General features: G+C 43.3%; 17 protein-coding genes, 1 tRNA gene and 1 other RNA gene. 15 read left to right on the top strand and 4 right to left on the bottom strand.

The genetic code is table 11. From position 1 onward, the window contains the following. Positions 1 to 107 precede the first annotated feature (107 nt). Entirely contained in the window at positions 108 to 656 is a 549-nt protein-coding gene (locus tag P7J58_RS01520; RefSeq protein WP_225620753.1) for a hypothetical protein, read from the top strand. A 14-nt stretch (positions 657 to 670) separates the two neighbouring features. Next, complete coding sequence (locus P7J58_RS01515; RefSeq protein ID WP_248052135.1) at positions 671 to 1072, top strand: hypothetical protein; 402 nt, start codon at positions 671 to 673, stop codon at positions 1070 to 1072. A gap of 120 nt (positions 1073 to 1192) precedes the next feature. On the opposite strand, the gene P7J58_RS01510 is transcribed toward P7J58_RS01515, so the two are convergent. Beyond that, the gene (locus P7J58_RS01510; protein WP_408555388.1) at positions 1193 to 1630 is read right to left on the bottom strand and encodes a MarR family winged helix-turn-helix transcriptional regulator; all 438 of its coding nucleotides are present in this window, start codon (positions 1628 to 1630) and stop codon (positions 1193 to 1195) included. A 133-nt stretch (positions 1631 to 1763) separates the two neighbouring features. Here P7J58_RS01510 and P7J58_RS01505 point away from each other — a divergent pair, with 133 nt between their 5' ends. The 12 genes from P7J58_RS01505 (at position 1764) to nrdG (ending at position 10326) form a co-directional block, all read left to right on the top strand. Continuing rightward, entirely contained in the window at positions 1764 to 2444 is a 681-nt protein-coding gene (locus P7J58_RS01505) for a type 1 glutamine amidotransferase domain-containing protein (protein WP_408555389.1), read from the top strand. 11 nt (positions 2445 to 2455) lie between these two features. Further along, positions 2456 to 3799: a dihydrolipoyl dehydrogenase family protein gene (locus P7J58_RS01500; RefSeq protein WP_408555485.1), complete on the top strand. Its 1344-nt coding sequence runs from the start codon at positions 2456 to 2458 to the stop codon at positions 3797 to 3799. A gap of 15 nt (positions 3800 to 3814) precedes the next feature. Next, the gene (locus P7J58_RS01495; RefSeq protein WP_408555390.1) at positions 3815 to 4441 is read left to right on the top strand and encodes a nitroreductase family protein; all 627 of its coding nucleotides are present in this window, start codon (positions 3815 to 3817) and stop codon (positions 4439 to 4441) included. 45 nt (positions 4442 to 4486) lie between these two features. Continuing rightward, entirely contained in the window at positions 4487 to 5140 is a 654-nt protein-coding gene (locus P7J58_RS01490; RefSeq protein WP_044671948.1) for a DUF998 domain-containing protein, read from the top strand. Positions 5141 to 5261: 121 nt separating this feature from the next. After that, the gene (locus P7J58_RS01485; protein ID WP_408555391.1) at positions 5262 to 5705 is read left to right on the top strand and encodes a LytTR family DNA-binding domain-containing protein; all 444 of its coding nucleotides are present in this window, start codon (positions 5262 to 5264) and stop codon (positions 5703 to 5705) included. Beyond that, entirely contained in the window at positions 5702 to 6142 is a 441-nt protein-coding gene (locus tag P7J58_RS01480; RefSeq protein WP_408555392.1) for a DUF3021 domain-containing protein, read from the top strand. The genes P7J58_RS01485 and P7J58_RS01480 overlap by 4 nt, the downstream gene beginning before the upstream one ends. A gap of 33 nt (positions 6143 to 6175) precedes the next feature. After that, the gene (locus P7J58_RS01475; RefSeq protein ID WP_171943691.1) at positions 6176 to 6349 is read left to right on the top strand and encodes a hypothetical protein; all 174 of its coding nucleotides are present in this window, start codon (positions 6176 to 6178) and stop codon (positions 6347 to 6349) included. 144 nt (positions 6350 to 6493) lie between these two features. Next, the gene (nrdD, locus tag P7J58_RS01470) at positions 6494 to 8665 is read left to right on the top strand and encodes an anaerobic ribonucleoside-triphosphate reductase (protein ID WP_408555393.1); all 2172 of its coding nucleotides are present in this window, start codon (positions 6494 to 6496) and stop codon (positions 8663 to 8665) included. An 89-nt stretch (positions 8666 to 8754) separates the two neighbouring features. Continuing rightward, positions 8755 to 8889: a hypothetical protein gene (locus tag P7J58_RS01465; RefSeq protein WP_002939130.1), complete on the top strand. Its 135-nt coding sequence runs from the start codon at positions 8755 to 8757 to the stop codon at positions 8887 to 8889. 150 nt (positions 8890 to 9039) lie between these two features. Continuing rightward, positions 9040 to 9246, top strand: coding sequence for a hypothetical protein (locus tag P7J58_RS01460; RefSeq protein ID WP_033875528.1), 207 nt, complete (start codon positions 9040 to 9042; stop codon positions 9244 to 9246). Position 9247: 1 nt separating this feature from the next. Then, positions 9248 to 9739, top strand: coding sequence for a GNAT family N-acetyltransferase (locus P7J58_RS01455; protein WP_408555394.1), 492 nt, complete (start codon positions 9248 to 9250; stop codon positions 9737 to 9739). Between the two features lie 14 nt (positions 9740 to 9753). Continuing rightward, positions 9754 to 10326 carry an anaerobic ribonucleoside-triphosphate reductase activating protein gene (nrdG, locus tag P7J58_RS01450; protein ID WP_408555395.1) on the top strand — a complete coding sequence of 191 codons (573 nt, stop codon included), beginning with the start codon at positions 9754 to 9756 and terminating at the stop codon, positions 10324 to 10326. 94 nt (positions 10327 to 10420) lie between these two features. On the opposite strand, the gene P7J58_RS01445 is transcribed toward nrdG, so the two are convergent. The 3 genes from P7J58_RS01445 to P7J58_RS01435 all read right to left on the bottom strand — a co-directional run bounded on the left by P7J58_RS01445 (position 10421) and on the right by P7J58_RS01435 (position 12047). Next, positions 10421 to 10493, bottom strand: a tRNA-Lys gene (locus P7J58_RS01445). Positions 10494 to 10501: 8 nt separating this feature from the next. Beyond that, positions 10502 to 10695: non-coding RNA, 6S RNA (gene ssrS, locus P7J58_RS01440), on the bottom strand. A 71-nt stretch (positions 10696 to 10766) separates the two neighbouring features. Next, positions 10767 to 12047, bottom strand: coding sequence for a replication-associated recombination protein A (locus P7J58_RS01435; RefSeq protein ID WP_408555396.1), 1281 nt, complete (start codon positions 12045 to 12047; stop codon positions 10767 to 10769). A 69-nt stretch (positions 12048 to 12116) separates the two neighbouring features. Between P7J58_RS01435 and P7J58_RS01430 the strand changes: the two genes are divergently transcribed. After that, entirely contained in the window at positions 12117 to 12446 is a 330-nt protein-coding gene (locus tag P7J58_RS01430) for a MazG nucleotide pyrophosphohydrolase domain-containing protein (RefSeq protein ID WP_044672971.1), read from the top strand. Positions 12447 to 12534: the final 88 nt, after the last annotated feature.

Below are 12534 nucleotides of genomic sequence, written 5' to 3'. Positions count from 1 at the left end.
TAATTGTATTTTGCAAAGTGATAAGTCAACAGAATTCTAAAATATTAAAATACTATAATTTTTATAGGCTGATTCTATAATTCTATTCTGATTAGGAGATAAAACATATGAAAAAAAAGCTCGGTATTTTTAATTTATTTACAGTAATTATCATGTTATTTAACATATTGAGTACTACGATTGTGAATGTAGATAGTGTTAAAGCAGCTGAAGTTGCGATGGCTGATGAGAAACCTATAATTGATTTATATAATGACTATGTAAGCAAAACAGGAAGTCTTTATATTAGTAATTCACAGTATAAGCAAATTCGAGATTTAGCTAGAAAAGAAGGATATAGTGTAAATGCATACAGTGATAATTCTAGGGTTGGTGCAGGAAAAAGTGCACGAGTTATCGCTAAATGGATACTCAGAAACAGACAGTTTCTTACGAATATGGTAGGAAAAGTACTTGGACGAAAAGCCGCAGTAAGATTTGGGCATGCGTTACAGTATATCACAGGTCCTTTAAGAGTTATTGATCAAACAATTGATGGTGGTTTGTATCAAATTGAGCAGATAATCATAAACGGATTAGTAGCGTCAGGATTAGATAATTGGTCTGCTCGAACATTGGCTGCAGGAGTTCGTGGGATATTAAGTGTATTAGTTTAGGAAGAATAGCTACAATGGATTTAAAAGATACAAAATATATTACAGATAAACTGTTTCAATTGGAACAATTGGTTTTGGATATCTATGCTGAACTAGAAAGACAAAATCCGCAATTTGCCCCGATTAGCTGGTATGTGTATCATCTGGGTTTGGATGATGAACAGGCTAGCGAACTCATGCAGTATTTTCTCTTTCAACAGGATAAGTCTCTTGAGGAACTAACGGCTTGGTTGGAAGAGTGGGTTGCGACCAATCGTTATCCTTATCCTCGTGATTTTATTGAGAAGATGGCTCGTCGCTATTATGAAGAAGTCACACGGGCAGTGGATAGGGCGGATGCCAGTCTGTCCTTAGAAGATTTGGAGCAGTTGAAGGCAAGCGGAGCCTTCGATGGGCTAGATGACTTTGAAGGGTAAAGCTCCTGAGGTTTTTGGCTCCTCACATAAAAAAGTTGATATAAAAGACTAAGTCAGGACTCTTGTTCTGGCTTTTTTCAAATAAAAAAACTGCTTCCATGGAGAAAAGCAGGGGATATATTAGTCCAAATAGTTCTGTAAACTCTCGATGAGTTCCTGATTGTACTTGACGTACGATTGTTTTTTTTCTATAGTCAGGCCATCGAGTTGGCGAAAGCAGGAAAGTAACTTGTCTTCAAGAATGGCTTGGAGTTTTTGACCATCTTCGGTGAGCTGGATAAGGAGTTGTCGTTTATCTCCCAGAGGAATGCTTCGCTGGATGTAGCCCTTTTCCTCGAGTCGCTTGAGAAGTGGCGTCAAGGTATTGCTGGCCAAATCTAGCTTTTTACCGAGTTCCTTGAGTGTCAGTGGAGCTGTTTCCCAGAGGACAACAAGCACAAGGTATTGGGTATAGGTCAAGTCAAATTCCTTGAGATTTTTCATATAAAATTGATTGAAGAGTTTGTTGACTTGGTAGAAGGAATAGCAGAGCTGCTTTGAGTAATGATAGTCTGACATGGTTTCTCGCTTTCTAATCGCACACGATAAAAATATCTTATCAAAATTCTTTTACCTTGACAAATCAAATGAATAGGGATAGACTAGACACATATCAAAAAACAATCGCGCGCGATTGAAATTAGGAGGAAGCATGAAAAAAGCACTGATTGTCCTAACCAATACAGAACAATATGGTGAGCATGAACGGTTGACAGGCTTGTGGCTCAGTGAGCTGACCCATTTTTATGATGAGTTGGTCAAGGCGGGGTATGAAGCGGATTTTGTCAGCCCAAAAGGTGGTTATGTGCCCCTAGACCCACATAGTTTGACCATGATGGATGATGTAGACCGTACTTACTATAAGGGCGCTGATTTTCGCAATCGTGCTCTCGGTCAGACCTTGCGACCTGAAGAGGTTAAGGCGACGGACTATGAGTTGATTTACTATACAGGTGGTCATGGGGTCATGTGGGATTTTCCAGAGTCTGTAGAAATAGCAGAGCTGGCAAGCCAGATTTACCAAAACGGAGGTCTCGTCACAGCAGTTTGTCACGGTGTGGCAGGGCTATTGCCAATCAAAGATGAGAATGGTCAACCCTTGATTGAAGGAAAAGTCGTTACTGGCTTTACCAATCAAGAAGAGGAATTAAACGGCACCGCAGACTTGGTACCATTTTTAACGGAGACAGCCCTTCGTGAAAAAGGGGCTAAAGTTGAAATTGGAACAGCCTTTTCCCCCGTTGTTCGCCAGGATGATCGCATCTTGACGGGTCAAAATCCCCAATCTGCTCGTGCCCTAGGCCAAACAGTTGTTTCGAAGTTGATGAATTAGGAGGAAGAATGATGTATCAATACGATGTTACCTTTATCGGTTCAGGACATGCCAACTGGCATGCCGCGGTTGATTTGGCAAAAGCAGGCAAGAAAGTGGCCATTGTCGAAAAAGATATCACAGCAGGAACTTGCACAAACTACGGTTGTAATGCCAAGTTTTTACTAGAAAGTCCCTTTGAGTTTATGGATGGATTGGCACGGTATGAAAAAGCAGGGATTGCCAAAACAGGAGAAATTTCCTGGGAAAAATTGATGGCGTATAAAAAAGAGGAAATTCCAACCTACTCTCCTATGCTAGAAGGTATGTTTGCCAGCCTGTCAATTGATCTGTTAAAAGGACATGGGCAGTTAAAAGACCTTCACACAGTGATGGTTGATGATAAGGAAATTACCACAGACTTTATTGTGATTGGAACAGGTCAACGCCCTGCTCGACTAAATGTCCCTGGGAATGAATGGTTTCAAGACAGCCGTGCCTTTCTTGATATGGATCACATGCCTGAGAGACTAGTCTTTATCGGTGCTGGGATTATCTCGCTGGAGTTTGCGACAATGGCTTCGCTACTGGGTTCAGAAGTTCATATTATCGAATTTGCAGACCGTGCTTTAGCAGCCTATCCTGAGCAAATGGTAGCTAGTGTCATTGATAAAATGACCGCCGATGGTGTTAGCTTCCATTTCAATCAAGCGGTTGTTTCAGCTGAAAAAACAGCAAGTGGTCTTCTTGTCAAAACGGCTCAGGGCTTAGAAATCGAGACAGACACCATTATTGACGCCACAGGCCGTGTCTCAAATGTAGAAGGTCTAGGCTTAGAAGAGGTTGGAGTGGATTTTGATCGCACTGGCATCAAGGTGAATGAATTCATGCAGACATCTCTATCCAATATCTACGCATCTGGTGATGTGGTTTCTAAAACGATTCCTCGCTTGACACCGACTGCTAGCTTTGAGTCTAGCTACATTGCGGAGCATATTTTGGGCAATCCAGCTCCAATTACCTATCCAGTTGTTCCAAATGTCGTTTTCACGCTGCCACGTCTGGCTCAAGTTGGTATTACGGTTGCAGAGGCTAAGGCGAATCCTGAACAGTACAAGATTGTAGAGATTCCCTTTGGACAACAATTAAAATTCCAAACTAAGTTGGAGACAGAAGCTCACTTTACGCTGATTGTAGGAAGTGATAAGACCTTGAAGGGTGCTGCTTTGTTGGGACATGAAGCGGGAGAGTTGATTAATTTACTGACCTTGATTATCAATCAACAGTTGACAGCAACAGATTTAAATCGCATGATTTTTGCTTTCCCTGCAACAACCTATGCTCTACTTTCCCATGTAAAAACAGCGCTAATGTAAGGAAGATAATCGTGTATGGTAACTAATGATTTTAATGAAATTATGTTTGGTCGCAAGTCTATCAAAGTATATGATGAGACTGTGACGATTGACCACGAAGAAATGCTTGAAATGCTGAACAAAGCCATTACAGCTCCATCTTCTGTGAACTTGCAGCCTTGGCGTTTTGTGGTTGTGGAAAGCGCAACTGCTAAGGCCAAGTTGCGTCCCATGGTACGCTTTAATACTAAGCAAGTCGATACAGCTTCAGCGGTGATTTTAATCTTTGCAGATGTCCGTCCACAGGAGCACACAGAAGTTATCTATGATCGTGCTGTAGCGGAAGGTAAGATGCCCCAAGAAGTACGAGATTATCAAGTACCTGTGATTAAGAGCATGTATGATGCTTTATCACCAGCTACGATGAGAGAAGTCGTCAAAATGGATGCTAGTTTAGCCGCCATGCAGTTGATGTTAATAGCACGTTCTCACGGTTATGATACTAATCCTATGTCAGGTTTTGACCCTGAGGAGATGGCGGCGACTTTTGAATTGGATCCAAACCGTTATATTCCCGTTCTGATGGTTTCAATTGGAAAAGCCAAAGAACCAGGATTTGACTCTGTTCGTATTGAGGCAGAAAAAATTACAGATTTTAAATAAGTCTAGTGGCAAAATACCAAGAGAAAGTAATAAGGAAAGAAAAAGATGAGAGTACATAATCTACAAAAATGGGGAGCCATTGGCTTTCTAATAAATGCCAGTATTTACCTAGGAACCGAATTAATCGCTGCTATTGGAACGGGCTATCCGCTTAGCTATGTCTATGGTCGGCAGTTTATTTCAGCTCTTGGGGTATACAATGGTCAGCAGGTAGCTGGTGTGCCAGAAAACTTTTCGAATTGGGCGATTGTTATGAATAGCGGCTTTATTCTAACTGCGATTGGCTTTGTCTTTTCTTATGCTCTGCTTATTTTCTCTAAGATAAGGCGAAGACATCCAATTTTGGCAATCCTTATCCTGCTTATAGTCACCCTCTTTGGTCTAGGGAGTCTCTTAGTTGGTTTCTTCCAAGGTGGTGTACCTGGTCAGGACGGTTTGCATGGATTTGGGGCACGTCTGTCCTTTATGATGGGCAATAGCACCTTGCTGTTGACAGGTCTTTTCTTGCCCGATCAAAAAATGGTTTATCGCTTCATTAGTATTTTTCTCGGATTGTGTGGTTTTGTCGCTGCAGGATTGTTGCAGACGGCAATCGCAGAAAATCAAGTGGCGGTAATGGCCATTTATGAACGCTTAACTGTCTATCCTATCACAGCTTGGCAGATAGTGACGGGGCTAACATTTCTAAAGAATGACTAAGTCAGGACAAACGTTCTGGCTTTTTTGCCGTTTAGTGCAGGAAATCGACCACATAGCCAAAAGCCCTTGAAACCAGTAAAGAAATGGTGTTTAATAGGGGCAGAAAGAGAAAGGAGAGAATATGAAAGTAAAACTAGCTATTTCGCCAGACATTGTAGAAGACTTAGTAACTATTGAAGCTCAAGCTATGTCAGAGCAAATTACTAACTTGGTGACCTATGTTCAAAACTTGGATAAGCAGAGATCCAGTCTAACTGTCAAAAAAGGGGAACAGGTTTATCTTTTGGAGCATGATGAGATTGTCAGACTCTACTTGGAAGACAAAATCTTACAGGTGGAAACGCAGGAGGCTTCCTTCACTTCCAACCTACGCTTGTATCAGGTCAAGGAGGACTTGCCGGCGAACTTTTTACAAATCTCTCAGTCGGAGATCATTCACATTAAGCAACTGGACCACCTCAAGCTGACCGCCAACGGTCTGGTCAAACTGGTCATGAAGAATGGGTCGGTCACCTACTCATCCCGTCGCTATCTAAAAGTTATCAAAGAAAGGTTAGGACTATGAAAAAATACATCTTATCAGCCAGTTTAGGCATCGCTATCGGAACCATTATCTCCATTATCACATCAGCCGTCTTCGGACAGGGAACCTATTTTCCTCTAAATCCCTTTTCAACCATGGGGGCTTACTACCTGAGCAACTTTAATCAAGTAACCGTCATGATGATTTGTGTAGTTATTTGGGCGGCAATCGGTCTCTTGTTCCAGCTGGCAGACAAGATTTTTGAACAGGATTGGAGCCTTTTGCGAATGACTGCGACACATTTTTGTATCACAGCTTTAGGCTTCACACCGCTGGGCATTTTGGCTGGCTGGTTTCCCGTGAAACTTGGGGCTCTTATCTTCTTTTGGTTCCTCTTTATCTTGGTCTACGCTTCTCTCTTTTTCCTAAATTATCGGAAAATGGAGCGGCAGATTAAGGACATCAACGGTCGTTTGTAGTATAATAGCACTATCATTTAATTGGAGTGTTTTATGAAAATTATTTTGATGATTGTCTATAGCTTGGGGGTAGTGTGGAATACTCTCTATATTGCCTACAATGTCGGTAAACTTCCTTTGTTAAATTTGCTTTGGCCTGCTGTGATTTTAGTGGCCTGTGCTATTAACCTGTACTTTTTATGGACTAGAAAACAAGAGTCAGAATAGGCTCTTGTTTTCATTTGCTTTTCAGAAATAAAAAACTATATCTAGTGTAAATTTTAAATTTTTATATTTTTTTACACAAGATATTGATTTTTGTTTTGTGAAGTGCTACACTAATAGAAGTGAAGAATTTTGGAGGTTTGTCAGATGAATGTGCAAGAAAATGTCTTACCGAGTATAGAATTATTAGTTTTGAAACGTGATGGACGGACAGTATCCTTTGACCAGGATAAGATTTTTTCTGCTCTTCGGCGGGCAAACCAAGAATTAGAACATCCTGTTTCAGAAGCAGGTTTGAAAATAGTATTAGAAGCTGTTTTAGCTGAAATTGGTCGCCGATTTGAGAAAGATGTTCAAATTTACGAAATTCAAACGGTCGTTGAACAGGAATTGTTAAAGGTTCATTTATATGACTTGGCGGAGCTTTATATTCAATACCGAACACGCCGTGATTTTCGCCGTCATCAGGCTACCGATATTAATTTTGAAATTCATAAGCTGTTGAGCAAGGACCAGTCTGTGGTCAATGAAAATGCCAATAAGGACGCGGATGTGTTCAATACCCAACGTGACCTGACAGCAGGTATTGTCGGAAAGTCTATCGGTCTCAAATTATTGCCAGCTCATGTGGCCAATGCCCACCAAAAAGGCGATATTCATTACCATGATTTGGATTACAGCCCTTATACACCAATGACCAACTGTTGTTTGATTGATTTTAAAGGGATGTTGGCACAGGGCTTCAAGATAGGAAATGCCGATGTAGAAAGTCCAAAATCAATTCAAACAGCTACGGCTCAGATTTCACAAATCATTGCTAATGTAGCCTCAAGTCAATATGGTGGTTGCTCAGCTGACCGTATCGATGAAGTTTTGGCGCCCTATGCGGAACTCAACTACCAAAAGCATTTGAAGGACGCCAAGGATTGGGTGTTAGCAGACAAGCAAGAAGAGTATGCGCGTGCTAAAACGCAAAAAAACATCTATGACGCTATGCAGTCTTTGGAGTATGAAATCAACACCCTTTTTACTTCCAATGGACAAACACCTTTTACCTCACTCGGTTTCGGGCTAGGGACATCGTGGTTTGAGCGAGAAATTCAAAAAGCGATTTTGAACATTCGTATCAAGGGTCTAGGGCGAGAAGGTCGGACGGCCATTTTTCCAAAGCTGATTTTTACAGTTAAACGAGGCTTGAACTTGGAGCCGGATTCCCCTAACTATGACATCAAGCAACTAGCGATTGAATGTGCGACCAAGCGTATGTATCCAGATATGCTTTCTTATGACAAGATTGTTGAATTGACAGGTTCCTTCAAGGTGCCAATGGGCTGCCGCTCTTTCCTTCAAGGTTGGAAGGATGAAAATGGGCAGGATGTGACATCTGGTCGTATGAACCTCGGTGTCGTAACCGTAAATCTGCCACGGATTGCCATGGAGTCTGCAGGAGATAAGGATAAGTTTTGGGAAATCTTTGCAGAACGCATGGCCATTGCCAAGGATGCCCTGATCTATCGTGTGGAACGAGTGAAAGAGGCGACACCTGCCAATGCACCAATTCTCTATCAGTATGGGGCATTCGGCAAACGCTTGGCTAAGACAGACGCAGTAGATGAAGTCTTTAAAAATCGTCGAGCAACCGTATCTTTGGGGTACATTGGTTTGTATGAAGTCGCAACAGTATTTTACGGTGGCGAATGGGAGACCAACCCAGAGGCAAAAGATTTCACGGTGGATATTATCAAGAAAATGAAAGCCTTGGTTGAAGATTGGTCGGATGAATATGGTTATCATTTCTCAGTTTATTCGACACCATCTGAAAGCCTGACAGACCGCTTCTGCCGTATGGATACAGAGAAATTTGGCATCGTTAAGGACATTACGGATAAAGAATATTACACGAACAGTTTCCACTATGATGTACGCAAAAATCCAACACCGTTTGAAAAACTGGACTTTGAGAAAATTTATCCTGCTGTAGGTGCCAGTGGTGGATTTATCCATTACTGTGAATACCCTGTGCTGCAACAAAATCCAAAGGCCTTGGAAGCTGTTTGGGACTATGCTTATGACCGTGTTGGTTACTTGGGAACCAATACTCCGATTGACCATTGTTACGCTTGCGATTTTGAAGGTGATTTTGAGCCGACGGAGCGTGGCTTCAAGTGTCCAAACTGCGGCAATAGCGACCCCAAAACAGTTGATGTGGTCAAGCGGACCTGTGGTTACCTAGGCAATCCACAGGCCCGTCCGATGGTAAAAGGCCGTCACAAGGAGATTTCGGCGCGTGTGAAACACATGAATGGGTCGAGCTTATAAGTAATAAACAGACTATGTAGAGCTTCCACAGTTCCAGTTAGCTGTGGAAGTTTATTATAAACGAACAAGAGATGAAAAAGGGGGAGACAATGGGAAAATATCAATTAGACGACAAGGGCAAGGCCCTGGTGACACGCTATCATGAGAAGAATTCTAATGTGAAGCAGGATAAAAAAGCGCGTGTGCAGGAATTGCTCAAACAAGCAAAAAATAAGAAAAAATAGTATGGACTATACAGATATTAGTATTCTCCATACCAATGATATGCATTCCTACATGGAGAATTTTCCAAAGAAGGCGCAACTGATTGCGAACATTCGGGATGGTAATAAGAAAAAGGGGATTCCGACCTACAGACAGGCCTCCACCCTCAGATGTGGGGCATTGTCCCGGGCGGCGAGGGTTTTGTGGTCAATGGCAGAGCAGTCGAGTCAGATAGGGTCTATCAGATTGTGACCAATTCCTTTGTTTGGAGTGGCAAGGACAACTATGACGATTTCCACAAGGCAGAAATTGTGCAGGACTTGGGACTGGATATTGACATCATCAGCGATTTTTTTAAAAGACAATATGGAGGCTAGAATGGAATTAAGAAGACCGACTGTGGCGGATAAGGAAACGATTTTGGAGATACTAGCGGAGTTTGAAGCGGTAGGATCTGCTATGGACGGAGGGTTTATCTCCAAAGATGTGGACTTTGAAGACTGGATTTTGAGAAACCAAGACTATGAGGCAGGCATCAACCTGCCAGAAGGTTTTGTTCCCTATGTTCAGTATGTGTCATTTGACCAGACTGGTCGAGCACTTGGTTTTCTCAATCTACGCCTCCGGCTCAACGATTTCTTGCTGAAGAAGGGCGGTCACATCGGTTATTCCATTCGCCCGACCGAGCGAGGAAAGGGTTATGCCAAGGACCAGTTGCGACTAGGTTTGCAGGAGGCGGCTAGTAAAAATATTTCCAAAGTCCTTGTGACTTGCTCGACAGACAATCAAGCCAGCCGTCGCACGATTGTGGCTTGTGGTGGCGTTTTGGAAGATGTTCGAGACGGAGTAGAAAGATACTGGATTGGCTAAGAGAGGAGGTAGCTATGCGAGAGCAGACTTGGAACAATCCCAAGCCAGGTGAGTGGAAGAGTGAAGAACTCAGTCAGGGACGGATTATGGACTACAAGGCCTTTAACTTTGTGGACGGCGAAGGCGTGCGCTGTTCCCTCTATGTCAGCGGCTGCCTCTTTCACTGTCCAGGCTGCTACAACGTCGCCACCTGGTCTTTTAAAGCTGGAATTCCCTATACCAAGGAGCTGGAAGACCGCATTTTAGCAGATCTGGCCCAGCCCTATGTGCAGGGGCTGACTCTCTTGGGTGGGGAGCCCTTTCTCAATATAGGGACCGTCCTCCCCCTCGTCAAGCGAGTTCGGGAGGAATTGCCAGACAAGGATATTTGGTCCTGGACAGGCTACACATGGGAAGAATTGATGCTGGAAATGCCAGACAAATTAGAACTGCTCAGCCAGTTGGATATTCTCGTAGACGGCCGCTATGACAAAAGCAAACGCAACCTCATGTTGCAATTTAGAGGATCGACCAACCAACGCATTATTGATGTGCAGAAATCATTGCAGGAAAAACGAGTTGTCCTGTGGGATAAGTTAAAAAAATAGCCCTTCACAATGTGAAAGGGTTCTTTTTGACCAATTCTCTCAAAAAACGAGAAAAAGCCTTGATAAATCAAGACTTTCCTCATATCAACCAATATCCTCCCTGTAGGGATCGAACCTACGACCCACGGATTAAGAGTCCGCTGCTCTGCCAGCTGAGCTAAGGAAGGTAAAAAATAAAAATGCTGTATTGGTACCGGTTATTCAAAGATTGTATTGATCCCGCACGCTAGAAGCAGGTGGGTGACGTGTTTCTGACTTAGTTGCTTCTGGGTGTGCCAGCCTGCATACTGCCAAAAGATCTTTGTCTCCCTAGTAATACAAAAATAGTCGGTCAACACATAGGTATGAATTCGTATACCACAGCAGTTCTTATTTATGATTTAATATTACCACATTTTAAAAAAAAATCAAGAGAAAATCGGCAAAAAATGAAAACGTTATCAACTTTTTTTCTTGTTTTGTTTTAGATGGTTGATTTTTTCTTGTGTCATGCCCAAGGCACGCTCGTATTTTCCAGTGTCGTTGGCGGTGAAGTAGTCCGCAGCTAGTAACTTATCGGGCAGGTATTGTTGGTCCACCCATTTCTCAGGATAGGCATGCGGATACTGGTAGCCAATAGCATTTCCCAGCTCCTTGCTGCCAGCGTAGTGGCCATCCCGAAGATGATTTGGAATGGGCAGATGGCCGTTTTTCCGTAAATCAGCCAGAGCTGCATCCATAGCCAGATAGGCAGAGTTGGACTTGGGAGAAAGAGCCAAATCAATGACCACATTGGCAATCAAAATGCGTGCCTCTGGAAATCCGATTTTCTGGGCCGCTTCAAGTGCAGTCACCGTATGAATCTGAGCCTCTGGATTGGCCAAGCCGATGTCTTCGTAGGCAATGACCGTCAAGCGACGGGCCAGGCTAGGTAGGTCTTCGGCCTCAATCAAACGAGCGGCGTAGTGGAGGCTAGCATTGACATCGCTACCTCGAATAGATTTTTGCAGGGCGGAGAGGATGTCGTAGTGGGTATCGCCGTTCTTGTCCATGCTGATGTAGGACTTTTGCAGGCTATTTTCCACAGCGTCCAAGTCGATATGGCGTCCGCCCTCGCTTTCCTTGGTAGAAAGTACAGCCAGTTCCAGCGAATTGTAGGCAGCACGGAGGTCACCATTGGTCGCATTTGCTAGAAAGTCCAGAGCCTGAGGCTCAATGGTGACTGGGAAGTCAAAACCCCGTTCACTGTCTGTCAAAGCCAGCTCCAAGGCCTGTCGGATGTGGCTGGTTTGCAAAGGTTGCAATTCAAAAATCTGCACTCGACTGCGAATGGCAGGCAAAATAGAGAAAAATGGATTTTCTGTTGTTGCTCCAATCATGATGATATTGCCATTTTCCAAAAGAGGAAGTAGGAAGTCCTGTTTGGTCTTGTTGAGGCGGTGGATTTCATCGAGCAGGAGAACCAGACCGCCAGAAAACTTAGCCTCTTCAGCGATTTCCTGCAGGCGTTTTTGGTTGTCGGTCGTGGCATTAAAGGTCCGAAAGGCGTACTTGGTCGTGCCAGCAATGGCAGAGGCGATAGAGGTCTTGCCAATCCCTGGCGGACCGTAGAGAATCATGGACGACAGCATATTGGCATCAATCATGCGGCGGATAATCTTTCCAGAACCGACCAGGTGTTCCTGACCGATGACTTCATCAATGGATTTGGGCCGCATACGAAGGGCGAGATTGGCTGGCATAGGCTTCCTTTCAGTACATTTATGGTATAATCATTATACTACAATTTTAGGATTTGGAGAGAAACGAAGATGGCGGAGTTGACGGTGAGTGTTTTGGAAGAATACTTGCGTGACCACTATGGGACGACAGTTCCAGAGCAAAGTCTCTTTATGAAATTAGTGGAAGAAATTGGTGAAGTGGCAGAGCTGCTGAACAAGCGTGCAGGCCGCAAGATGATGGACGGCGAAGAAGACAGCTCTGCTCGTCTGGCAGAAGAATTAGCTGACGTTATTCACTATGCTGTAGCCTTGGCAGCGGTGAATCAACTAGATTTAACCAAGTCCATTTTGGAGAAAGACAAGCGGGCTTCCGTCAAATATGGTCGAGAAATAAATTTATTGGAATTTATCGTCATTTAGTTTTTCTTTTATTACGTCGTTAACTCGCTTTGCCGTACTTCAGTACAGTCTACAGCTCGTTGCCTAGTACTAAAAGTAAACTAAAAGA

It is taken from the genome of Streptococcus suis (assembly GCF_046032535.1).
Classification (GTDB): Bacteria; Bacillota; Bacilli; order Lactobacillales; family Streptococcaceae; genus Streptococcus; species Streptococcus suis_AK.
Note: the sequence above shows the minus strand (reverse complement) of the source record. Positions and strands in the feature narration are given on the sequence as shown.

Bases quoted from the DNA above. Each gene is read 5' to 3' on its own strand.
- P7J58_RS01505 (WP_408555389.1), top strand. From the start codon at position 1,764: ATGAAAAAAGCACTGATTGTCCTAACCAATACAGAACAATATGGTGAG.
- P7J58_RS01460 (WP_033875528.1), top strand. From the start codon at position 9,040: ATGTGGGGCATTGTCCCGGGCGGCGAGGGTTTTGTGGTCAATGGCAGA.
- nrdG (WP_408555395.1), top strand. From the start codon at position 9,754: ATGCGAGAGCAGACTTGGAACAATCCCAAGCCAGGTGAGTGGAAGAGT.
- P7J58_RS01480 (WP_408555392.1), top strand. From the start codon at position 5,702: ATGAAAAAATACATCTTATCAGCCAGTTTAGGCATCGCTATCGGAACC.
- P7J58_RS01515 (WP_248052135.1), top strand. From the start codon at position 671: ATGGATTTAAAAGATACAAAATATATTACAGATAAACTGTTTCAATTG.
- P7J58_RS01435 (WP_408555396.1), bottom strand. From the start codon at position 12,047: ATGCCAGCCAATCTCGCCCTTCGTATGCGGCCCAAATCCATTGATGAA.
- P7J58_RS01475 (WP_171943691.1), top strand. From the start codon at position 6,176: ATGAAAATTATTTTGATGATTGTCTATAGCTTGGGGGTAGTGTGGAAT.
- P7J58_RS01520 (WP_225620753.1), top strand. From the start codon at position 108: ATGAAAAAAAAGCTCGGTATTTTTAATTTATTTACAGTAATTATCATG.
- P7J58_RS01430 (WP_044672971.1), top strand. From the start codon at position 12,117: ATGGCGGAGTTGACGGTGAGTGTTTTGGAAGAATACTTGCGTGACCAC.
- P7J58_RS01455 (WP_408555394.1), top strand. From the start codon at position 9,248: ATGGAATTAAGAAGACCGACTGTGGCGGATAAGGAAACGATTTTGGAG.
- P7J58_RS01465 (WP_002939130.1), top strand. From the start codon at position 8,755: ATGGGAAAATATCAATTAGACGACAAGGGCAAGGCCCTGGTGACACGC.
- P7J58_RS01490 (WP_044671948.1), top strand. From the start codon at position 4,487: ATGAGAGTACATAATCTACAAAAATGGGGAGCCATTGGCTTTCTAATA.
- nrdD (WP_408555393.1), top strand. From the start codon at position 6,494: ATGAATGTGCAAGAAAATGTCTTACCGAGTATAGAATTATTAGTTTTG.
- P7J58_RS01500 (WP_408555485.1), top strand. From the start codon at position 2,456: ATGTATCAATACGATGTTACCTTTATCGGTTCAGGACATGCCAACTGG.
- P7J58_RS01495 (WP_408555390.1), top strand. From the start codon at position 3,815: ATGGTAACTAATGATTTTAATGAAATTATGTTTGGTCGCAAGTCTATC.
- P7J58_RS01510 (WP_408555388.1), bottom strand. From the start codon at position 1,630: ATGTCAGACTATCATTACTCAAAGCAGCTCTGCTATTCCTTCTACCAA.
- P7J58_RS01485 (WP_408555391.1), top strand. From the start codon at position 5,262: ATGAAAGTAAAACTAGCTATTTCGCCAGACATTGTAGAAGACTTAGTA.